Origin of the sequence: Pseudomonas parafulva (assembly GCF_002021815.1) — a bacterium.
GTDB classification, from domain to species: domain Bacteria; phylum Pseudomonadota; class Gammaproteobacteria; order Pseudomonadales; family Pseudomonadaceae; genus Aquipseudomonas; species Aquipseudomonas parafulva_B.
In genome coordinates this window covers 2,297,999-2,318,861 of record NZ_CP019952.1, presented here as the reverse complement: position 1 = coordinate 2,318,861, position 20,863 = coordinate 2,297,999, and the positions used below count along the sequence as shown (strand labels likewise).

Annotated in this window: 15 protein-coding genes; 6 read left to right on the top strand and 9 right to left on the bottom strand. The window is 60.9% G+C overall.

The features are described 5' to 3' along the window. Window position 1: 1 nt before the first annotated feature. The gene (gene hppD / locus B2J77_RS10505; protein WP_027914930.1) at window positions 2–1,078 is read right to left on the bottom strand and encodes a 4-hydroxyphenylpyruvate dioxygenase; all 1,077 of its coding nucleotides are present in this window, start codon (window positions 1,076–1,078) and stop codon (window positions 2–4) included. Window positions 1,079–1,373: 295 nt separating this feature from the next. Here hppD and B2J77_RS10495 point away from each other — a divergent pair, with 295 nt between their 5' ends. Continuing rightward, on the top strand, window positions 1,374–2,960 hold the full coding sequence (locus B2J77_RS10495) for an EAL domain-containing protein (RefSeq protein WP_078478588.1): 1,587 nt from the start codon (window positions 1,374–1,376) through the stop codon (window positions 2,958–2,960). Window positions 2,961–2,993: 33 nt separating this feature from the next. Beyond that, the gene (rarD, locus tag B2J77_RS10490) at window positions 2,994–3,881 is read left to right on the top strand and encodes an EamA family transporter RarD (protein WP_078478587.1); all 888 of its coding nucleotides are present in this window, start codon (window positions 2,994–2,996) and stop codon (window positions 3,879–3,881) included. On the opposite strand, the gene B2J77_RS10485 is transcribed toward rarD, so the two are convergent. Beyond that, window positions 3,844–5,415, bottom strand: coding sequence for a TerC family protein (locus B2J77_RS10485; RefSeq protein ID WP_058637763.1), 1,572 nt, complete (start codon window positions 5,413–5,415; stop codon window positions 3,844–3,846). The two genes, rarD and B2J77_RS10485, sit on opposite strands and share 38 nt — an antisense overlap. 285 nt (window positions 5,416–5,700) lie before the next feature. Here B2J77_RS10485 and B2J77_RS10480 point away from each other — a divergent pair, with 285 nt between their 5' ends. Beyond that, the gene (locus B2J77_RS10480) at window positions 5,701–6,282 is read left to right on the top strand and encodes a LysE family translocator (protein WP_078479418.1); all 582 of its coding nucleotides are present in this window, start codon (window positions 5,701–5,703) and stop codon (window positions 6,280–6,282) included. A 10-nt stretch (window positions 6,283–6,292) separates the two neighbouring features. On the opposite strand, the gene B2J77_RS10475 is transcribed toward B2J77_RS10480, so the two are convergent. The 3 genes from B2J77_RS10475 to B2J77_RS10465 all read right to left on the bottom strand — a co-directional run bounded on the left by B2J77_RS10475 (window position 6,293) and on the right by B2J77_RS10465 (window position 9,445). Beyond that, the gene (locus B2J77_RS10475) at window positions 6,293–7,063 is read right to left on the bottom strand and encodes a helix-turn-helix domain-containing protein (RefSeq protein WP_058637764.1); all 771 of its coding nucleotides are present in this window, start codon (window positions 7,061–7,063) and stop codon (window positions 6,293–6,295) included. A gap of 36 nt (window positions 7,064–7,099) precedes the next feature. Then, a complete protein-coding gene (locus B2J77_RS10470) occupies window positions 7,100–8,230 on the bottom strand; it encodes a glycosyltransferase 61 family protein (RefSeq protein ID WP_078478586.1) in 1,131 nt (376 codons plus the stop codon). A gap of 66 nt (window positions 8,231–8,296) precedes the next feature. Next, the gene (locus B2J77_RS10465; RefSeq protein WP_078478585.1) at window positions 8,297–9,445 is read right to left on the bottom strand and encodes a hypothetical protein; all 1,149 of its coding nucleotides are present in this window, start codon (window positions 9,443–9,445) and stop codon (window positions 8,297–8,299) included. Between the two features lie 316 nt (window positions 9,446–9,761). Here B2J77_RS10465 and B2J77_RS10460 point away from each other — a divergent pair, with 316 nt between their 5' ends. The 3 genes from B2J77_RS10460 (at window position 9,762) to B2J77_RS10450 (ending at window position 16,572) form a co-directional block, all read left to right on the top strand. Beyond that, window positions 9,762–13,571 carry a dermonecrotic toxin domain-containing protein gene (locus B2J77_RS10460; RefSeq protein WP_078478584.1) on the top strand — a complete coding sequence of 1,270 codons (3,810 nt, stop codon included), beginning with the start codon at window positions 9,762–9,764 and terminating at the stop codon, window positions 13,569–13,571. A 141-nt stretch (window positions 13,572–13,712) separates the two neighbouring features. After that, complete coding sequence (locus tag B2J77_RS10455; RefSeq protein WP_058637767.1) at window positions 13,713–15,332, top strand: NADP-dependent glyceraldehyde-3-phosphate dehydrogenase; 1,620 nt, start codon at window positions 13,713–13,715, stop codon at window positions 15,330–15,332. A 58-nt stretch (window positions 15,333–15,390) separates the two neighbouring features. Next, window positions 15,391–16,572, top strand: coding sequence for a hypothetical protein (locus B2J77_RS10450; RefSeq protein ID WP_058637768.1), 1,182 nt, complete (start codon window positions 15,391–15,393; stop codon window positions 16,570–16,572). A 9-nt stretch (window positions 16,573–16,581) separates the two neighbouring features. On the opposite strand, the gene ilvA is transcribed toward B2J77_RS10450, so the two are convergent. The 4 genes from ilvA to B2J77_RS10430 form a co-directional block, all read right to left on the bottom strand. Continuing rightward, on the bottom strand, window positions 16,582–18,141 hold the full coding sequence (gene ilvA, locus B2J77_RS10445) for a threonine ammonia-lyase, biosynthetic (RefSeq protein WP_078478583.1): 1,560 nt from the start codon (window positions 18,139–18,141) through the stop codon (window positions 16,582–16,584). Window positions 18,142–18,320: 179 nt separating this feature from the next. Further along, window positions 18,321–18,752 carry a PACE efflux transporter gene (locus tag B2J77_RS10440; protein ID WP_058637770.1) on the bottom strand — a complete coding sequence of 144 codons (432 nt, stop codon included), beginning with the start codon at window positions 18,750–18,752 and terminating at the stop codon, window positions 18,321–18,323. A gap of 81 nt (window positions 18,753–18,833) precedes the next feature. After that, window positions 18,834–20,141: an ATP-binding protein gene (locus B2J77_RS10435; protein ID WP_058637771.1), complete on the bottom strand. Its 1,308-nt coding sequence runs from the start codon at window positions 20,139–20,141 to the stop codon at window positions 18,834–18,836. Window positions 20,142–20,147: 6 nt separating this feature from the next. Next, window positions 20,148–20,843 (bottom strand): response regulator, encoded by a 696-nt coding sequence (locus tag B2J77_RS10430; RefSeq protein WP_078478582.1) that lies wholly within the window; start codon window positions 20,841–20,843, stop codon window positions 20,148–20,150. Window positions 20,844–20,863: the final 20 nt, after the last annotated feature.

Here is a 20,863-nt window from a genome sequence, read left to right as displayed (position 1 = left end):
ATTACTCGACGCTCAGCACGCCACGGCGTACCTGGTCCCGCTCGATGGACTCGAACAGCGCCTTGAAGTTGCCTTCGCCGAAACCATCGTCACCCTTGCGCTGGATGAACTCAAAGAACACCGGCCCCAGCAGCGTTTCAGAGAAAATCTGCAATAACAGTCGTTTGTCTCCGGCTTGTGCTGCTCCGTCCAGCAAAATGCCACGTGCCTGAAGCTGATCCACCGGCTCACCATGGTCAGGGAGGCGCTCGGGAAGCATTTCGTAGTAGGTCTGCGGTGGCGGGGTCATGAACCGCATACCCAGCCCTTTGAGAGCATCCCAGGTCTTGACCAGGTCATCGGTCGAAAACGCGACATGCTGGATGCCTTCACCGTTGAACTGCATCAGAAACTCTTCGATCTGCCCCGCCCCCTTAGACGATTCTTCGTTGAGCGGAATCCGGATCATGCCGTCGGGCGCAGTCATGGCCTTTGAGGTCAAACCCGTGTATTCGCCCTTGATGTCGAAGTAGCGTATTTCGCGGAAGTTGAACAACTTCTCGTAGAAGCCGGCCCAATAGGCCATGCGCCCGCGATACACGTTATGGGTCAGGTGGTCGATGACCTTCAGGCCCGCACCGGTCGGGTGGCGATCCACGCCGTCAATGAAATTGAAGTCAATGTCATAGATCGAGCTGCCTTCCTCGAAACGGTCGATCAGATAAAGCGGGGCACCGCCAATGCCCTTAATCGCCGGAAGACGTAATTCCATGGGACCTGTTTCGATTTCGACCGGCTGAGCGCCCAGCTCGAGCGCGCGGGCGTAAGCGTCGTGAGCGTTGCGCACACGAAAGGCCATGCCGCAGATAGACGGGCCATGCTCGGCGGCGAAATACGACGCTACGCTTCTGGGTTCATTGTTCAGGATCAAGTTGATGTCGCCCTGTCGATACAGGTGCACATCCTTGGAGCGGTGGGTGGCCACCTTGGTAAAGCCCAACATCTGGAATACAGGCTCCAGAACACCGGGGGTAGGCGAAGCCAGTTCGATGAACTCGAAGCCCATCAAACCCATAGGATTGTCGAAAATATCAGCCATGTGCGTGTCCTCATCTGCAGCGGATTCAATGTTTGCCTGGGATGTCGAACAGCGCTGGCGGGGAGCACGGAATGCCCCGCACACTGCGCGCGAGGAAGTCGCCGATGATCAATCTGAAGCCAGGGTATGTCATAGGACCCGTACTCAGCAGGTGTGACTCCTCCGAAACAAAGGAGCCTTATTGTTTTTTTCGTAAATCGATTCTACACAGCGTAATTTGCTTTGTCCCGTATTTGTTCCTCGCCCCTGGGCACGGGGCTATGCTTTGTAGCGTCTCCCTAGATTAGTTGCCACTATGCCCCTTTCTAGAAAATCGCGCTCAGGCTTCGGCTGGCGAACCCTGCTGCCTTGGATGGTCGGCGCATTCCCTATCGCATGCGGCATCGCCGTGATGAACTGGCAGATCGAGCGTGATCTGCAAGCTGGCAGCCGAGCGTCTGCCCAGCAGGTCATCGAGCACGTCGAGCGCATCCTCGATGGGGCCTCACGTACTGCGATCGCGTTGCTGCCCTTGGCGGGTACCCCTTGCGCCGAGGCGCAGCTGCTGTTACGTGGCGAAGTCACCCGTAACGCCTTCATTCGCTCGACCAACCTGGTCAAGCAAGATCGGCTGTACTGCAGTTCATTGTTCGGCGCGTTCGATGAACCAGTGACAGCCAGCGACTATGTCGATGGGCACCTGTGGTTGATGGACGGTAATTCCGTTACACCTGGGCACCCGCTGCTGATCTATCGCGCCAGTGACAAAGACCGTGCGGCGATCACCACGGTCGATGGCGATCATCTGCTGATGGCGCTGCGACTGCTCGGTGCAGGCCATGCGCTGTACCTGCGCGTGGGAAGCGCCTGGATGGGCCGAGACGGCATTGTGCACCAGGGTCCAGCCCCGGTTGCGATAAGCGCCCCTGTATTCATCGCGTCTGCACACTATCCGTTTAGCGTTGAAGGCGGCTACATGGCGCCGCAGTCGAGCCGGCTTTGGCGCAGTCACTATCTGGCGCTTCTAGGCTTGCTGGCAGTGCTGGGCGTTCTTGCCGGCGTTGCCTGCCACTGGCAGGTCAGGCGGGCTACCTCGCCGCGTGCCGAACTGCGCAGGGCGCTGGAAGCCGACGAGTTCCTGCCCTATTTCCAACCGGTGGTTCGTCGAGGGGACTACCGCTGGGCCGGTGCCGAAGTGCTCATGCGCTGGAATCACCCGAGCGAAGGGCTGGTAAGGCCCGACCTGTTCATTCCCTATGCCGAGCACAGCGGCCAGATCGTGGCGATGACCCGTTCGCTGATCAAGCACACGGCGAGCAGCCTGGCGCCCTACGCCGCCCTGATGGATGACGGATTCCACATCGGCATCAACATCACGGCCGACCACTGCCGCAGCCTTGAGCTTTTGGATGATTGCCGCGCATTCCTGGCCCACTTCCCACCGGGTCGGGTCATCCTCACGCTGGAGTTGACCGAACGCAAGTTGCTCGAACCCTCGCCCACGACGCTTGAGTTGTTTGAGCAGTTGCATGAGATCGGCGTAATGATCGCCCTCGATGATTTCGGCACGGGCCAGTCGAGCCTCAATTACCTCAGGCAATTCAAGGTGGATTACCTGAAGATAGATCAGAGCTTCGTTGCGCTGATCGGCGGGGACGCGTTGTCCGTTGCCGTTCTCGAAACCATCATCGAACTATCGGTCAAGTTGGGGCTCGGCATCGTGGCCGAAGGCGTCGAAACGCTAGTTCAGCGCGATTACCTCGAGCAACACGGGGTTCACTTCCAGCAGGGTTATCTTTACGCCAAGCCCATGCCTGCCGCCGAGTTTCTGCAGACGCTGGCGGCGCAGCCTGCCGCTTCGCGGTTGCCGCAAAGCACGCCCCCTGAGATCATGCGCGGCTGATCTCAACGCTCATCTCCTGTATACGAGGCACTTGTGTCAAAAGGGATTGTTACATCGGTCATGGCGTCCTGCCTGTTCGCCGTGATGTACTTTTATACATCGCTGCTCAAGCCACTGGACGGCGAGGAAATCTTCGGTTGGCGCACGCTGCTCACTCTGCCTTGCCTGACGCTGTTCATGCTGGTGTCCAAGGACTGGGCAAGGGTGGGCGAATTGCTGCGCAGGGTGAGACGTACACCCCGGCTGCTGCTGGGTATGGTGGGTACGTCCTGGCTGATGGGCGTGCAACTGTGGCTGTTTCTGTGGGCGCCGCTGCATGGACGCAGCCTGGAAGTGTCGATGGGTTACTTCATGTTGCCCCTGGCCATGGTGCTCACGGGCCGATTGGTCTACGGCGAACGATTGTCGCACTTGCAGAAGATTGCAGTGGGCTGTGCAGCGCTTGGGGTGGGCCATGAACTGTATCAGCACGGCAGTTTCGCCTGGGAAACCCTGGTGGTGGTTATCGGCTACCCGATCTATTTCGTGCTGAGGCGCCGCTGCGGCACGGATCATCTAGGCGGGCTGTGGTGCGACATGTGCCTGCTGTTGCCTTGGGCCATCTATTTCGTGGTGCAAGGGCCGCTCTCCAACGCCGACATGCAGGCCCATCCAGGCCTTTATGTACTGATCCCCGTGCTGGGAGCGATCAGCGCGTCCGCGTTGATCGCTTATGTCCTGGCCAGCAGACTATTGCCGTTTAGCCTGTTTGGACTGCTCAGCTACGTCGAGCCGGTCCTGCTGGTCGGCGTAGCCTTGCTGTTGGGCGAAACCATCGGTCCAGACCAATGGCTCACTTACCTGCCCATCTGGGCTGCGGTAGTGGTGCTGGTCATCGAAGGGTTCAAGCACATGCTGCGTCACCGTCGGCGTTCGGTTTAAGCCGCACCTGACGTACCCGGCGCTCTTCCACAGCCTCGACGATTAGCGTCCAGCCGTTCCAGGCAATACGATCGCCTACCACCGGAAGGCGATCGAGCAAGCTCATCACCAGGCCCGCCAGGGTCTGGTAGTCCTCGGTCGCACGAGCAGCGAAGCCCGTTCGAGCCTGCACCTGGGTCAGGTTCACTGCGCCACTGACGACAAAGCCCTCGCTGTCCTGAATGATCCCAGGCCCTTCGACTTCACTGGCGTCAGGTAGCTCACCGGCGATGGATTCGAGAATATCGGTCATGGTCAGCACGCCTGTGAAATCCCCGAACTCGTTGACCACGAAAGCAATATGGGTGGACTGGTTGCGCATCTGTTCCAGGGCGTTAAGGATGCTGAAGCTGTCCAGCAGGTTCAACGGGGCGCGGGCCATGCCCTCCAGGTCAGGCTGATTGCCCGACAGCAGTTCCTTGAGCATTTCTTTCTTGTGCACGAAGCCTAATGGCTCGTCCACCCGACCATCACGAATCAGCGGCAGCCGCGAGTAAGGCGAACTGATCAATGCGTGTGTGATGGCGTCGGGCGGTTGAGCCAGATCGATCACGTCGACTTCCGAGCGCACGGTCATGACTGTCCGGATCGGGCGCTCGGCCAAGTTCAGCACGCCGCTGATCATGACCCGCTCGCGGCGATCGAACAGCACCTGTTCGCCATTGCCCTCTACCATGTCGGCGATCTCTTCCCCGATTTCGTCAGCTTCGACGCGACGACCGCCGAGCAGACGCAATACCGCATGCGCCGTACGCTCACGCAAAGGCCGATGCTGCTGCAGGCTGCGCTTGCGCCGCGCCCTGGCCAGCTGATTGAACAGCTCGATCAGAATCGAGAAGCCGATCGCTGCATACAGATAGCCTTTGGGGATGTGGAAGCCCAGGCCTTCTGCGGTCAGGCTGAAACCGATCATCATCAAAAAGCCCAGGCACAACATGATGACCGTCGGGTGGGCATTGACGAACCGGGTCAGCGGCTTGCTGGCCACGATCATGATACCGATGGAGAAAATCACCGCGATCATCATGATGGACAGGTGTTCGACCATGCCCACGGCGGTGATCACCGCATCCAGAGAGAAGACCGCATCGAGCACCACGATCTGCGCAACGATTGGCCAGAAGGCCGCGTGACGTACCGGGCCGCTGGTCTGGGCGACATGGCCCTCGAGCCGCTCATGCAATTCCATGGTCGCTTTGAACAGCAGGAACACACCACCAAAGAGCATGATCAGGTCGCGCCCCGAGAAACTCTTGTCGAACACCTCGAACAATGGCGCCGTAAGCGTGACCATCCAGGAAATACTCGCCAGCAGACCCAGGCGCATGATCAGCGCCAGGCTCAGGCCAATGATGCGGGCGCGGTCGCGCTGATGAGGGGGAAGCTTGTCAGCCAGAATGGCGATGAATACCAGGTTGTCGATACCCAATACCAATTCCAGGACGATAAGCGTGAGCAGGCCTAGCCAGGCCGTCGGATCAGCCAGCCATTCCATTAGCGAATACTCGTAGAGATTGAGGGGATTGAACGATGTGGCCAGCAAGGCCGGGGACTGGGAGGCTCCGCGAAGGTGCTCATAGTGACCTGAATAACAATTAGGGAAGATGATCCTACAAGCACAGCAGGTTTTCCGGTAAGCGCAAAACTATTACAAACCGTTAGCAACCTATGCCCGTGTGCAGCCGGTGCGTTCACCGGCGCCGGGTGGGCACTTTTGTTCAATACCGGACTGACGTTGTGGCTGGATGATGCCCGGCACATCACCCGTGAGTACTTTGCCATGAATCTAGCATTGTCCATGGCCGCCTTCGCACTGGCGGCCTCCATTTCGCCAGGCCCGGTTAATGTAGTGGCCCTGGCCAGCGGCGTTCGGCACGGCCTTCCCGCCAGCCTGAGCCACGCAGCAGGCGCGACACTGGGTTTTTGCGCGCTCCTGCTGCTGGTGGGCAACGGCCTGCATCAGCTACTGGCACATTGGGCGCCGCTACAGGGTGTGCTCCAGGCCGGGGGCGTGCTGTTTCTGCTTTACATGGCCTTGCGACTCGCCAGCGACGACGGCGCACTGGGCGCCACTCATACCTGCGCGCCCCCTTCAGCCTGGTGCGGGGCAACCATGCAGTGGTTGAACCCCAAGGCGTGGCTTGCCGCAGTGGCCGGGGTGGGCGCCTATGCAGCAGGCGAGCAACAGGCGTTGTGGATCTTTACAGGGATATACGCACCGATATGCTTCGTGTCCGTGGCCTGCTGGGCTTGGGCGGGCAGCGTTGCAGGGCGGCACCTGCAGAGCCCGCGCCCGCTGCGCCTATTGAATCGTACGCTTGCTGCGTTGTTGATCGCCAGCGCAGTAGGGCTGGTCATATAGACTCTGCGGCTTACCGATAATGCCCGGGGGTGGCCGCCAGATGCCGCTTGAATGCCCGCTGCAAGTGCGACTGATCGGCAAAGCCCGCGTGCTGGGCTGCCTCGGCGATCGATTGCCCGTGGCGCAAGTGCGACCGGGCCAGTTGCACACGCTGATCGAGCAGGTAACCGTGCGGCGTCAGGCCGAAGCGCTTGCCAAAGGCACGGATCAGGTAGGCACGCGACAAGCCGCATGCCGTGGCAATGTCTTGTAGCGTTAGCGGATCGCTTCGGTGGGCGCGGATGAACGCTGCGGCCGCCTCAAGGCGCGGGTTGAGCGCAGCCTCAGGCGCCGGTTCATGGTCGAGGAAGCTGGGCAGGTCGCACAGCATCGATATAAGGCCTTGCTCACGCTCGGCCGCATCGGGGTCAAACAGCGTGGCGCATACCGATAGCACCTGCTGATACAGGCCTGGGGCTGCGCTGTATCGTTGGCTCGGCCAGGTAAAACCTACCGATGCCAGCCACGGCGTGTCGATGAACAGCATGATGTATGACCACGGCAGACCCGACACAGGATTGCACGCGTGAATCACGCCCGGATTGATTAACACGGTGCTGCCGGCCGCAACCTCGAACTGTTGGTTACCGCTGACGTAAGTACTGCGCCCGCCGGTGATCACCCCGAGCGAAAAGCTCTCGTGGGAGTGGAATGCGTGGCACACCTGGCGCCCGTCTCCCACCACACGCGCCTCGACGAAGGGCAGTGCCGGATCACGCCAGAACCGAGATACCTCAAGCATCGTCGCTTTGCCCCCATCCCTTGGAATCGGCCTATACTACACCGCCGGAGACGGGAACAGGTCCAGCGTTCGCTCCACTTCCTGGATATCGATACGAAAGCCCTCCCCGTCGGGCAAGCCAACCACGAAACCGAAGTGCTGATGGTCGCGGTCGGTGAGGTACTTGTAGTAGCTGACGAAGCGGTTCGGCGGCTGCAGGGTCAGCAGGCACCCGCCCGCCTCCAGCACGTTCACGCCGTGAACCAATTGGCTCCCCTCCACCCCGATGACCACATGCGCCCCGGCGCAGGCTGCGACGATCGAAGGCACGTCGCTTTTCAACGGATCGACGACGCGAAACCCCCGGGTGAGGCGCAAGTGTTCAGCCAGTGCCAGTTCGTTGCGCAGCAGGCGCAGGTCGCCGTCGCCGCCGCGCAGCAGAAATACGCCTGGGTGCGAGGCGTGGGCCACATGCGCACGAAGCTTGTCGCCCATTGCCCGATACCGGGCATGACGGTCACGGTTATTGCTCTGGTCATCGAACAGCACCAGCTCGCGGAAGAACGCCGTGCGCAGGCGATGCGGCTGCATGCCAAGCCATGCTTCATAGGCAGGGGCCTGGGCGAAGATCGGGTATTTCACGGAGGGCGCGGTGGTGACGGGCATGCCCTCGTTGCAGGCCAGCGCGTAGGTCGGGCAATCCTCCATCAACCAGGTGCCGAACCACGCATTGCCGTTATGCGTGCAGTAGATCGCCCCGCGATCGATCTCATGCTCAACGCTCAGGGGCGCGAACGCGCTATGCCGGTGCGACAGCCACTGGGCAGCCTTGCCCTTGTACAACGCGCCGTCGATCAGCCACACGTCCCTGCACAAATAGCCGCGGGTCGGCCCATGCGCGGTCCGGATGCCGCCTTCCATGGTCGAGCGCGGGTGCACGAAGGGATAGAACCGCTTGCCTTCCCAGCCCGTGACGCGCTCGAGCTGGCCTGGCAAAAATATCGCGGGCGGGGTAATGGACATTTCACCCGGCGCAATGTCCCACGAACGCTCGGCAATGCTCCTGATATCTGGCGAGGCCTGCCTGAGCAGGCGCTTTCGCAACATGTACTGATAAGCAGCCAGGGTCCATGAGCGCGACGAAGGGGCCGCGGGCAAAGTGCTGGGCTGCAAGCTATCACCTGCCATTGAACGTCTCCACGCGAAATTGTCGATTAAGGTGGCCGCTTGGCCCGTGCGTTGCCTGTACCGCACTCAGGTACAGGTGATGATCTCCATTGCCGGCGCTGATGGCAGGCCTGCATACCGCTGCTTGAGCGCCGTGACCAGCTGATCGCCCGCCCCCGCGGCACCATACAAGTAGATCTTGCTGAGCCCGCCGAAGACCATTTCGTGATAACGGCTGGCCAGCGCCTGCTCGCTCGCGCCGTCAGGCACGCCAAGGTGCAGCGTAAGCTTGTCACTTTCGACTGCGAACAATGGCGTCTCCCATAGAAAGTGGGCGATGCCGGATTTGGGCAGGCGCACAAAGAGGTGGGCATGGTTGCCAAGCGAGTCGATGTCGCCGCCTCTTCGACGCTTCCACTTCAACAGCCCGTCGTCGGGCCGTGCCAGACACAGGCCAATGTCGTAGTAATCGAAGCCCTGCCCAAGCGCCCACTCCAGCGCCATGTAAGTCGTAATCGAGTTGACTTCACGCAGACGCTTGGCATCGGAGAACACTGCTTCGCAATAGCCGAAACGCAAAGTGCTCCAGTAGCGCTTGCCGTCGCGAACCACTTCACAACCCAGGTGACAACCGATCACGTGATCACCCTGGACGATGAGGTCGAGCCTGCCGACCTGCCTGGCGATCCTGAAGACTTCATCGGTCGGTATGTGCGACGCAAGAAGGCCCTTGCGGGCTGTGGCATAGGGGCGCAGGAACTCCCGGTCTGCCATCTCGATGTCCTCGTCAGACACCGCCTGGCGCATGTGGTAAAGGGGCCGGTGTTTGCGAATGCTGCGGCGCAACTCGCTGTCATAGCGCGCGGTTATGTCGTCTAGGGGGCGCCCCAACGGCACGACAGCACTCACGTAGTGAGGCACCGTCAGAGCACCCGCTGTAGGAACTTCGCTCACCATCACTACTGGACGTCGTGCGGTTGGCCCTGGACTGATCACTTCAGTAAGGGGGCTGGACAGTCCGGTCATCAGCAACTTCGCCATGTCGCGTTGCTGTTTACGGCCCACATAAAGGATGTCATGGGCACTTTCGTGTTGTAGGCGAAACCGACTAATTTCCCAACGCCAGACACAGGCACGGGCGGCAATCTCACGTGCCTGGGTTGCCAAGTGCCGTAACCGATATCGCTGGGAGGGTGACAGTGAGCGACGAGCCACTGCCCAGAGCGTCTGTTTCATCAGGTTCGACGTCCACTGTAGGTTTTGCGTTCTTGCAGACATATAAAAAAGCCGAAGCACTGCTAACCTATTGATTAATAGAGCATTGCATTACTTGAGATTTCATATTCAGTAACAATTTAAGGTGCTATCAAAGTGTTTGGCAAGTAGCGAGCCTCTATAAAAGCCATATGTTTTATGGCGCCAATAATCCACGGAGCAGCCTGGTCCCGATTGGGACAAGCTATGAGTTATAGCGCCTGGCAATAACCGAGTACCACCGCATCAAATACCCCGTGACGTGTGATAGCGCCTCAACAAAAGGAGCTCGCGCCACATGTCTGAAAGCAACTCAGTGTCACCGACAACTTTGCCACATTGGGCTGCACGGGCCACCGCGCGTCAATGGCAGGCCCTCAAGCACACGCAACAACCCCCTTGGGAAACCCAAGACTGGTTCTGCAATGCCCCACCGGATCTGAGGGAAAGTGTTGCCGCCAGTCATCGGCGATTGATCAACGCGCAGGCAGCGCTGGGTCGAGCGATGCGCGGCCTGGAACAAGTTGCAGAATTCGCAGAGCGTGCCGTGCAGCAGGGCTTGCAGGCGCAAGGTTTGAATGTGGACTTGAAAGCCTGCGAGTTGCTGCGCGTCGAGCAAACCTGGCGATGGGTCGGCCTGCGCTATGTTTATAGCCACCAACGGGAAAACATCGTAAGGGCAGCACTGCAGAACTTTGCCGAGGATGAAGTTTTCTCTTCCCAGAGTGCAATCGCCCTGACCAAGGATATTCACATCACGCCCGTCAGGGTGACAGGCACCGCGCCGATTGGCATGCAAGTGCCGAATGCACAATTTTCCATCGACTCGGAACGCTACCATGTAACTGCGTTGCCCCTCACGCCAGCCGCTTTCGCCGTCATGATGCGAGCGCTGGATTTGGGAAGTGCCTACCAGGCTCATCTGCAAAGGTATTTCGACAGCCCGGCGGTAAAAACGCACATGTTGCAGGTGTTCAAAGCTCGCCTGCAGATGGCGGCGGATCTGGCTGTGCTTAGGCACTTGATCAGCGGCAGCGCCCGCGATGACCTTGACCGCCTGTTACAGGGCGAGCCTTTGCCATGCTGGCGGCTGAGCCTGTTCGGCACCGTCCTGTACGAAGTCATGCTGATCGACCTGGGCCAGGCCGGCCTAGGTGTGTACCTGCCCAGCCACGAACCTGCATTGCGTAGCTGCAAGGACCTGGCAGCCGTGCATGAAGCGCTGGCCATCTTGCTGCTCGAGCCAGCAGCGCGTGAAGCGTTCGCAGGGTATGTAGCCCAAGACCAACGCGGCCACTTCTTCGATATGTTGCAGCAAAACCTGGACGCGAATGGCAATACCCCACTCGATAGCCCCTGGGAACGCGCCGTGGGCGCTGACCTGCGCCCGGCCCGTCAACCCATTGAGGGGGATCCATTTAGCGACTGCTATGTCCGGCACTGGGCACGTCTGCAGCACGAAGCCAGTCTGCTCGCCGTTCCCACCGCACAGTTTGACGCCAATGCCAGGGCCCAACGTCTGGCGACGTGGGAAAGTCGCGGCTGGGACCTGCTCAACATCGCCAGCTTTTTCGTACCAGCGGTGGGCACCTTCATGTTGGCCGTCACTGCTTGCCAGCTCCTGGACGAAGCGTTCGAAGGTTATGAAGCCTGGGAAGCCGGCGATCGTCATCTGGCGCTAGAGCACATCGAATCGGTTGGGATCAACCTTGCGTTGCTAGGCGGTTTCGCCGCAGCAGGACACGCGTTGCCGCGACTGTTCGGCAAACTGCGCGGTACGGCGCTGCAAGAGGTGCGTGGCAGCGATGGCACACTCAGGCTCTGGAACCAGGACTTGGCCCCCTACCGTTCCAATGAAGCGCTGCCAACGCAGTTGCGGCCCAACGCGCTGGGCCAGTACCTGCATGACGGCCGGTACTTCATCAAGATGGACGGACACCTCTATGAGCAGCGGCTGGAGCCTTCACTGTCGCGTTGGCAGATCGTTCACCCCGAGCGGGCAGATGCCTGGCAGCCACCCCTTGAACACAATGGTCAAGGCGCCTGGCGCGCCCAGCACGAGCAGCCAGGCGATTGGCCGCTGGCAACGCTGGTAAAGCGCCTGGGTGAGCCGTTCGAGGCATTTACAGCAGAGCACATCCAGCAAGCGTGCGATGTGACTGGCATTGACGCCCACAGCCTGCGAGACCTGCACCTTCGCGGGCAACCGGCGCCGCCGTTGCTACTGGATGTTCTGCAACGGCTGCGCATTAGCGCCGAATGCCCTTCGATGAACGCACAAGACGCGTCGCAGTGGTTCGAGCAGCGCTACAGCCCAAGCATGTCGCACGCCCCTGGCGTGGACCGCTTGCTATCGACCTACCCGTGCCTCACGCCGCCGTTGGCCAGGCAACTGCTGGGCCGGTTGGAGGCTGGCCAAGTTCTGGCCTGGGAACAGGAAGGGACACTGCCTGCCAGCATCCGCCAATCGGTAGAACAGGTGCACAGCGAGCTACCTCTGGTGCGGGCGCTGGAGGGGCTCGTACAGCCAGCGCTGGCCAATGCCGACACCCAGCGTCTGCTATTCAGCGCGCTTGATGCCATGCCGGACTGGCCCGCCGATATACGTCTGGAATTGCGCGCCGGTAACCCTGACGGCCCGATCCTGGCTCATACCGGCGTAGGTCCGCTCGTTCGTGTGATCAAATCAAGCCAAGGCTATGAAGGATTCCTTGGAGAGCGCCCTGCGCCCGGCATGGTGAGTATCGATATTTGCCAGGCCATCGAACAGGCACTGCCTCGCGCCCGTCGCGACCTGCTGGGTATCGAACATACGGATGGCGCCTCTCTTCGCCACCGAGTGATGACATGGGCCAAGGCAAACCGTGCCACCCTCGCACCCAGGCTTTATGGGCAGCGCAGCCAGCGCCTGGCCACACGAGGCTGGTTGCGTGGCGGGCAGCCGCTTGAGCCACTGCCGGCAGCGCCACGTCAGACCAGCTCGTTGAGCGCAGCCTATCGACGTCTTTTTCCCACTGCGACCGACGCAGAGTTTGCCGACTGGCTCAATGAAGGGGATGACGAAGACAACCTACATGACATGCGCTCGCCGACCCAGCGCTTGCGTGACCTGCAAGCCCGTCTTGAGAATTTGCGTCGTGATCTGGCCCAGTGGGCCGCCCCTAATCCCCAGCACCCACATCAGCGCCACCTTGCCGTGCGCCCTGTCATCAACGCCTGGCAACGGGTGTCGCGCACGGTGCTCGATGGCGGCGGTCGTCTATACAGCCTCGAACTCTCCGAGCTGGATCTGACGCATGAAGACTTGGCTAGCTTGCCGCTAACCGATGATTTCAATCACATCGAGCACCTGTCTCTGCGCGGGAACTCTGCACTCAGCCAGCTACCTGCGGCCTTCCACCAGCGGTTTCCGAATCTCAGGCGGCTACTACTTGGCGATTGCCGCTTCGACCACCTGCCTCGCCTGGCCTTCGGCCAGCAACTGCGCTGGTTGGATGTGGAACGCAACCGCATCACCTGGGACGCCACGGACCAGACTACCCTGCAAAGTTACTCCGGCCTGGCCGTACTTGATCTTAGTGAGAATCCGCTGGTGGCCGCGCCTGACCTGCGCCTGAATCCAGGTATCAGGTCGCTGTTCCTGTCAGGATGCTCGCTGACCGAGTTGCCACAGGGGTTAGCGCAATTAACGGAGCCGCTCACCGTCGACCTGACCGATAACCAGTTCGTGCAGCTACCCGACGGCTTCGCCCTGCCCGTTCATGTAGCCGACCCGCTGTCTTTGGAAAGCAGATGGCTGGCTGGGCCGATACTGAGCCAGATCGAAGCGTACAACGAAATCCACGACGTGGACCTGTTGGTGAATGAGGCTGACTACACCGACTTCTTTGAACAGGCCGGCCCACCTGAATTTGCGCTGTGGCGCCGCTTGCCACTGCAATACCGGCGCGACCTCAGGGCGCTGCTGGAGGCTGAGCCGTTCCTCACCCACCCCGAGCGAGCGCGCCGGGAGTTCTGGCGCCGGTTGGCCGTGATCGATAATGCAGGGCCGGACCGGCAATCCCTATTGGAACAACCTGCAGAGGGTCTATTCGAGCTCGACCTGTGACACCGTGATCACGCGCCGGGCGACCGGCGCACTGCTAAAGCGCTTGCTGTGCGCTGGTATTCTGACCGGGTCAGGCGCATGCTCGTCGCTGAACCGTTTCACTGTGCTAGACCCTTCTCGGCCATTGTGAGGTGCAGTTTCATGGAATCCTTGCTCGACAATCTTTATCCCAACGCCGCCGACGTTCCTCAAGCGTGGCAACTGGGTGCTCCGCTTGAACAACGTGACTACCTTGTGGGCGGTGAACTGCGCCATTGGGACGGACCGTTGGCCACAGTCCGTAGCCCCGTTTGGCTCAAGGACAACGGCCAGGAGCAACAAGTGGTGCTGGGCCACGCTCCGCTGCTCGACGCCGACACGGCCATGACCGCACTGGACGCTGCAGTTCAAGCCTATGACAAGGGGCGCGGAGCATGGCCGAACATGCGGGTAGCAGAGCGCATTGGCCATGTGGAAGCGTTCCTGGCGCGCATGCGCGAGCAGCGTCAGGCCGTGGTCAAGCTACTGATGTGGGAAATCGGCAAGAACCTTGCGGATTCGGAAAAGGAATTCGACCGCACCTGCGACTACATCAATGAAACCATCAATGCCCTCAAGGACTTGGACAGACGCTCCAGCCGCTTCGAGCTCGTGCAGGGCACCCTGGGTCAGATACGCCGCGCGCCTTTGGGCGTGGCGCTGTGCATGGGTCCGTACAACTACCCACTCAACGAAACCTTCACCACCCTGATTCCGGCCTTGATCATGGGCAACACCGTGGTGTTCAAGCCCGCCAAGTTTGGTGTGCTGCTGATCCGCCCGCTGCTCGAAGCCTTCCGCGACAGCTTCCCGCCTGGTGTCATCAATGTCATCTACGGCAAGGGCCGCGAGACCGTCAGCGCAGTGATGGCCAGCGGCAAGGTAGACGTCTTCGCCTTCATCGGCACCCACAAGGCTGCCAGCGATCTCAAGAAGCTGCACCCACGGCCCCATCGGCTGCGCGCGGCACTAGGCCTGGACGCTAAGAACCCCGGCATCGTGCTGCCCCGGGTCGATCTGGACAACGCCGTCGAGCAGGCCCTGACCGGCGCGTTGTCGTTCAACGGCCAGCGTTGCACGGCGCTCAAGATTCTGTTCGTCCATGAAGATGTGGTCGAGGCATTTCTCGACAAGTTCACGCGCAAGCTCGCCACACTCAAGCCGGGCATGCCTTGGGAGCCTGGCGTCGCCCTGACACCGCTGCCTGAACCCGGCAAGATCGATTACCTGGACGGCCTGGTGCACGATGCGACTGACAAGGGAGCACGGGTGGTCAACGAACACGGGGGGCGCAGCCGGGGTTCGTTCTTCTATCCAGCCCTGCTGTATCCGGTGTCGGCGCAGATGCGCGTGTACCAGGAAGAACAGTTCGGGCCGGTTGTGCCGATCGTCCCTTACCGCGATCTGCAGACGGTCATCGACTACGTTCTGGACTCGGACTATGGCCAGCAGCTGAGCCTGTTCGGCAACGATCCTGCCACCGTCGGCAGCCTGATCGACATCTTCGCCAATCAGGTCGGTCGCATCAACATCAATACCCAATGCCAGCGAGGCCCGGACACCTATCCGTTCAATGGCCGCAAGAACAGCGCCGAGGGTACTCTTTCGGTGCACGATGCCTTGAGGGTCTTTTCCATACGCACCCTGGTGGCAACGCGCTTTGAGGACGACAACAAGGCCTTGTTCAGTGACATCATCCGCAATCGGCGGTCGAGTTTCCTGACCACCGACTACATCTTCTGACGGTTGAAAGCGGCACCGCTTTGCTGGAAGCTTGAAGCTCATAGCACGGAGCCGCTCAATGCGTATCATCGACAAGACCGCCGCCCAGGTGCGCAGCCTGACGCCCGCCGAAGACGCGCTGCTGGTGGACTTTGCCACCGGCGGCTTGACCGGGCCCCGCCTGCTGCAGGCCAACCAGATGCTGATGAAGGTGCGCAACGCTAACCAGTGGCTGGCCTGCGATTGCCGCACCGATGCCCTGCCTGTGCTCAATGTCACCCTCAATGGCAACACCGGTACGTTGTTTCTCAAGAACAACCCTGGCACGGCCGAACATGCCCCAGGCTGCCCCTTTACCAAGGATGAACAGGAAGCGGCCGAGCGTGCACAGGCACCTGTCCAGCCGGTGGCCTGGCTGCCCCCCGATACGCCGCTGCGGCTGATCGGCGATTTTCGCACGGGCGCAAGCACAAGCACTAACGGGCCAGGTGAGCGCCGCGAACAACAGCGGTTGCTGGCCTTGTTGCTGACGTGGATCGAGACCAGCGGCCTGAACCTTTACGCCACGCATTTGAAGCAGGACCTGACCGGGCAATTCGCTCAACTGCGTGCTGTGGCCAGTCGCTATCCGCTGGTGGAACGGGTACCGGCCAGCAACTACCTGGAAACGCGCCTGGACATGAAGCACATGATGATGCTCAAGGCGCGTCTGCGTGAGGCCACGATCTTTGGCAATCACCGGCGTCATGGGCTACTGCTCGACTGCATCGACCAGATCAAGGGCCGCAAGGTCTTTCACTACCGAAGCGAAGACGGTTTCGATTTCCAGGGCCACCATCTGTACTGGGGTGGTCAGCGCACCTGCGGCCCGCTGCTGACGCTGGCACTCTATTCACCTACGACTCCCGGCAGTCACTTCTTTGAGCTAATCCACGTGGCCAGCGTACCGGTGCTATCGCGGGGCCATCTGTTTCCGGTCTATCGCGATGAAGAACGCGAACCGCTCAAGGCATTGGTATCGCTGGTGGACTGGATGGCCAGCAAGGGCGTCAAGGTGCAGATGCGCCGTCCGGTGGTTGGCGGGCAGCTCATGGATGAACTGGTGATGACGTCCGACCAAGACCGTGTTCTGTCCATATCGCTGCTTGAACAACCCATCGGGCCCGAACCGGATACCGAGAACTTCAAACGGTATGCCGACTTCAAGAGCCCTGAAACCTTCCGCAAGTTCGTGGCCGGTTTCTTCATGCGCGAGCGATGAACCCCCGCCTCAGCCGAGGAACAGCCGATAAGCCGGGTTATCCGTTTCGTCCCAGTAGCGATAATCCATCTGGTCGAGCGCCACGAATAACCCGGCACGCTCATCGGCAGGCACTTGCAGCGCAGCGAACACCCGCGCATGGGCTGCACCGTGGTTGCGGTAATGGAACAGGCTGATGTTCCAGCGCTGGCCCAGGCGCTCCAGAAACGCCAGCAGTGCCCCGGGGCGCTCTGGAAACTCGAAACGCAGCACCTGCTCGTGACTGCCAGGCGCCAAAGGCCCACCCACGGTGTGGCGCACGTGCAGCTTGGCCAGTTCATTGTCAGTCAGGTCCACAACGTCATAGCCTTGTGCTTTTAAACCGCTCAACAGCTGATCGCGCGGGTCCTGCACGGGGTGCGTTTGCACTCCAACAAACAGACGCGCAGGTTTGCCCGGCTGGCAGCGGTAGTTGAATTCCGTGACTTGGCGCTTGCCCAATGCTTGGCAGAACGCCCGGAAGCTACCGGGCTGATCAGGGATGGTCACCGCAATCACCGCTTCGCGTTGTTCACCCAGTTCGGCGCGCTCTGCCACATGCCTCAACCGATCGAAGTTGATGTTGGCCCCGGAATCGATAGCCACCAGTGTCTGCCCGCCAATACCCTCACGGTCCACGTATTGCTTCATGCCGGCAACTGCCAGAGCGCCCGACGGCTCGGTGATCGAGCGGGTGTCATCGTAGATGTCCTTGATCGCGGCACACAGCGCGTCGCTGCTGACCGTTAGTACCTCGTCCACAGAATGCTGGCATAGCTCGAAGCAGTGGGCGCCCACCTGGGCCACGGCCACCCCATCGGCGAAGGTGCCCACATGCGGGAGCACCACCCGCTCGCCAGCTTGCAGGGCGGCCTGCAGGCAGTTGGCATCCTCCGGTTCTACCCCGATCACCTTGACTTCGGGGCGCAGGTATTTGATATAGGCTGCGATTCCGGCAATCAAGCCACCCCCGCCAACCGGCACGAAAACGGCATGCAGCGGCCCAGGGCACTGCCGAAGAATCTCCATGCCGACCGTGCCTTGACCCGCGATCACATCCGGGTCATCGAAAGGTGGCACAAATGTGGCTCCTTCCAGGTCGGCCAGCTTCAAGGCATGGGCCAGGGCATGGGGGAAGCTGTCACCGTGCAGCACCACCCGTCCCCCGCGGGCGCGCACGCCCTGTACTTTGAGCGAAGGCGTCGTGGACGGCATGACGATCGTGGCCGTCATGCCCAGGTGCGCGGCGGCCATGGCCACGCCCTGAGCGTGATTGCCCGCCGAAACGGTCACTACGCCGGCCTGACGCTGGCGGGTCGTCAACCTCGATAGTCGCGTATAAGCCCCACGGATCTTGAACGAGAATGTGGGTTGCAGGTCTTCGCGTTTGAGCAGTACCCGATTACCCAGCCTGTCGGACAACCCTGCGGCCTCTTGCAGCGGCGTTTCGATGGCCAGGTCATAGACGGGCGCGGCCAAGATACGCCGAACCTGCTCGGACAGCAGTTGCTGAGGGGTGATTGCTCGCGGGGCGGAACACAGGTTGGACATCGTCGACTCCTTGGCCGGTTAACGGTGCCCAGGAGTCAGATGAAAAAAACCCGCCTCCAGGGCGGGTTCGGTGCATGCTCGCGCTAGCCCGCCAATCCAATGATGGCGGTAATAATGCTGGCGAAGGCAGGCTGATAGCGGTTCATGCGCCGAACGTTAGCCCGAGGGCTGGCCGCACGTCAACACTTGGCCTGCTGCGCCGACAACGGCACGTCAAAAACCTTGTCGAAGCCCCACTGGAACACGAAGGCGTAGACGAAGAAGAAGACGAACAGGGCCAGATTGGTCAAAAGCGCTGCCAGCAGGCTGACTTGCAACCAATAAGCCACCAGCGGCAGCAGGATGACCACCAGGCCACCCTCGAAGCCAAGCGCATGCAGCAAGCGGCGCAATAGTGTGCGCTTGCGCTGAGGCTGGCGCGCCTCCCAGCGCTCGAACACCCAGTTGTAGAGCATGTTCCAGCTCATGGCGACGCCTGACATCAGTACCGACAGCACGGTGGACTGCGCCATCCCCGCCCCGAACGCCAGTTCCAGGGCGGGAGCGACGCACGCCACGGCGATGGCCTCGTAGAGAATGGCCTGGACGATCTTGCGGGCCTTGCCTTGCATGTTCAGCTCCCTGAATGACGACCCGACACGCTACAAGATCCCGCCGGTTAAAAGAAGAGGCTTACTACCAGGCATCAGGCATCAGGTCACCTTCCCGGCGGGCAAGCGAATACGGAACTGCGCTCCGCCCAATGGGGACTGGGCAACCGTCAAGGTCCCGCCCTGCCCCTCAATGGCCCGCCTGCTGATCGCCAACCCCAAGCCGAATCCACCCGTGCTGCGGTCACGGCTGCGGTCCAGGCGATAGAACGGCTGGAAGATTCGCTCACGCTCCTCGACGGGAATGCCAATGCCGTCATCTTCTACTGTCAGCAGGCATGCTCCGTCGGGCTCCAGGCGCAAGCGCAGCACCAGGCGCTGCTCGCAGTAGCGCATGGCATTGCGCACCAGGTTCTGCACTGCTCGGGCCGTCAGGCGCGGATCGAGCACGAAGCGTGGCAACTCGGCGTCGGCATGCACCTCCCACTGGATGCCACGCCCGTCCAACTCCTCGGCAAAGCTGCCTAGCACGCTGTCCACCAGCTCGAGCAACGACACCTCCACCCGCTCGCGCGCCTGGTCGGCATTGTACAAACGGCTGTAGGACAACAACTCCAACACCAGTTCGTCCAGCTCTCGCACATGCCCGACCAGCTCTAGCAAACGCTTGCGGCTGGCCGGCGGCACTTCGTCAAATAGCAGCACCAAACCGAAATCCAAGCGTGTCAGAGGCGTGCGCAGCTCGTGGGACACGGCATTGAGCAACTCGCGCTGCTGATTGACATGGCGTTCAAGGTCGCTTGCCATGGTGTCGAACACCCTGGCCAGTTCGCCAATGTTCGAATGCGCCGAGATATGCGTGCGTTCGGACATCTGCCCTTGGCCCAGGCGCCGGGCAGTTTCCTTCAAGCGCTCCAAGTCACGCCAGTGCGGCCATACCCAGAGCAACAGGCAACCGAGCATCGCGGCCCCGATCAACACCGTCACGCCCCAGGACAGGACGTTGATGTCCAAAGGATCGGGCGGCGAATCCAGGCGTACCAGCCAATGGCTGTCCAATGGCGCCAGCAGGGTTTCGTAGTAGCCCCATTGGGCCAGGCGCACTGCCGACTCCCCCTGTGCCAATCGTGCGCGCTCCGTTTCATCCAAGCGGGCATGGTCAATACGCAGCAGCTGTACCTGCAAGGGCGCAAAATCGTCGGCAAGCGCCTGCGCCACGACAGGCCACTGGGACTGGGGAGCCTGGTGAAACTGACGCACGATCAGCGTCTGCACACCTTTGGTCTGGCTGAGGTTGTAGGCCATGAAGCGTTCCTGAAACAGCCCCACGATGGTGTCGGGTATGAACAGCAAGGCTCCGGCATAGGCCACGATGATCAGCAGATACAGCCGCACCAGGATCTTGAACATCGCGGCTTACTCCCACTCGACACGGCTGAACAGATAGCCTTTGCCCCAGACCGTCTTGATCTTGCGTGCTTCGCCTGCGTTGTCGTCGAACTTGCGACGCAGTTTGGAAATGGCCACGTCCACCGAACGGTCAGTGCCGTTGAACTCGATACCGCGCAGCTGTTGAAGAATGCGGTCGCGATTGAGCACCACCCCGGCATTGCGCGCCAGCACGACCAGCAGGTTGAATTCCCCGGCCGACAGGTCGACAGGCTCGCCGCGCCAGGTGACGGTGCGCTCGGCCAGGTCGATACACAACCCACCTACCACGATCAGGTCATGGTCCAGCCTGGGTTCGTTACCGCTACGGCGCAGCAAGGTGCGCACCCTTGCCAGCAACACCCGTGGCTCGCACGGCTTGGTGACGTAGTCGTCAGCACCCATTTCCAGCCCCAGCACCTGGTCATGGCTGTCATCGCGGGCGGTGAGCATCAGGATTGGCAGGCATTGGGACTGATGGCGCAATTGACGACACACCTGCAGGCCGTCCATGCCTGGGAGCATCAGGTCGAGAATCACCAGGTCGGGTTTGTCCCGGCGATATTCGTCCAGCACGTGGTCACCCCGGGCGATGACCCGGACCACGAATTCGTTGCGTTGCAGGTAACTGGCGATGAGCTCGGCCAGGGCGCTGTCGTCTTCGACCAGAAGTATAGTGGGCATGGGTCGCTTGGCAGGCAGAT

What these genes read in the sequence shown, in the direction of transcription:
- B2J77_RS10450 (WP_058637768.1), top strand. Translation starts at nt 15,391, where the DNA reads ATGCGTATCATCGACAAGACCGCCGCCCAGGTGCGCAGCCTGACGCCC.
- B2J77_RS10465 (WP_078478585.1), bottom strand. Translation starts at nt 9,445, where the DNA reads ATGAAACAGACGCTCTGGGCAGTGGCTCGTCGCTCACTGTCACCCTCC.
- hppD (WP_027914930.1), bottom strand. Translation starts at nt 1,078, where the DNA reads ATGGCTGATATTTTCGACAATCCTATGGGTTTGATGGGCTTCGAGTTC.
- B2J77_RS10495 (WP_078478588.1), top strand. Translation starts at nt 1,374, where the DNA reads ATGCCCCTTTCTAGAAAATCGCGCTCAGGCTTCGGCTGGCGAACCCTG.
- B2J77_RS10430 (WP_078478582.1), bottom strand. Translation starts at nt 20,843, where the DNA reads ATGCCCACTATACTTCTGGTCGAAGACGACAGCGCCCTGGCCGAGCTC.
- ilvA (WP_078478583.1), bottom strand. Translation starts at nt 18,141, where the DNA reads ATGTCCAACCTGTGTTCCGCCCCGCGAGCAATCACCCCTCAGCAACTG.
- B2J77_RS10455 (WP_058637767.1), top strand. Translation starts at nt 13,713, where the DNA reads ATGGAATCCTTGCTCGACAATCTTTATCCCAACGCCGCCGACGTTCCT.
- B2J77_RS10475 (WP_058637764.1), bottom strand. Translation starts at nt 7,063, where the DNA reads ATGCTTGAGGTATCTCGGTTCTGGCGTGATCCGGCACTGCCCTTCGTC.
- B2J77_RS10485 (WP_058637763.1), bottom strand. Translation starts at nt 5,415, where the DNA reads ATGGAATGGCTGGCTGATCCGACGGCCTGGCTAGGCCTGCTCACGCTT.
- B2J77_RS10470 (WP_078478586.1), bottom strand. Translation starts at nt 8,230, where the DNA reads ATGGCAGGTGATAGCTTGCAGCCCAGCACTTTGCCCGCGGCCCCTTCG.
- B2J77_RS10480 (WP_078479418.1), top strand. Translation starts at nt 5,701, where the DNA reads ATGAATCTAGCATTGTCCATGGCCGCCTTCGCACTGGCGGCCTCCATT.
- B2J77_RS10460 (WP_078478584.1), top strand. Translation starts at nt 9,762, where the DNA reads ATGTCTGAAAGCAACTCAGTGTCACCGACAACTTTGCCACATTGGGCT.
- B2J77_RS10435 (WP_058637771.1), bottom strand. Translation starts at nt 20,141, where the DNA reads ATGTTCAAGATCCTGGTGCGGCTGTATCTGCTGATCATCGTGGCCTAT.
- B2J77_RS10440 (WP_058637770.1), bottom strand. Translation starts at nt 18,752, where the DNA reads ATGCAAGGCAAGGCCCGCAAGATCGTCCAGGCCATTCTCTACGAGGCC.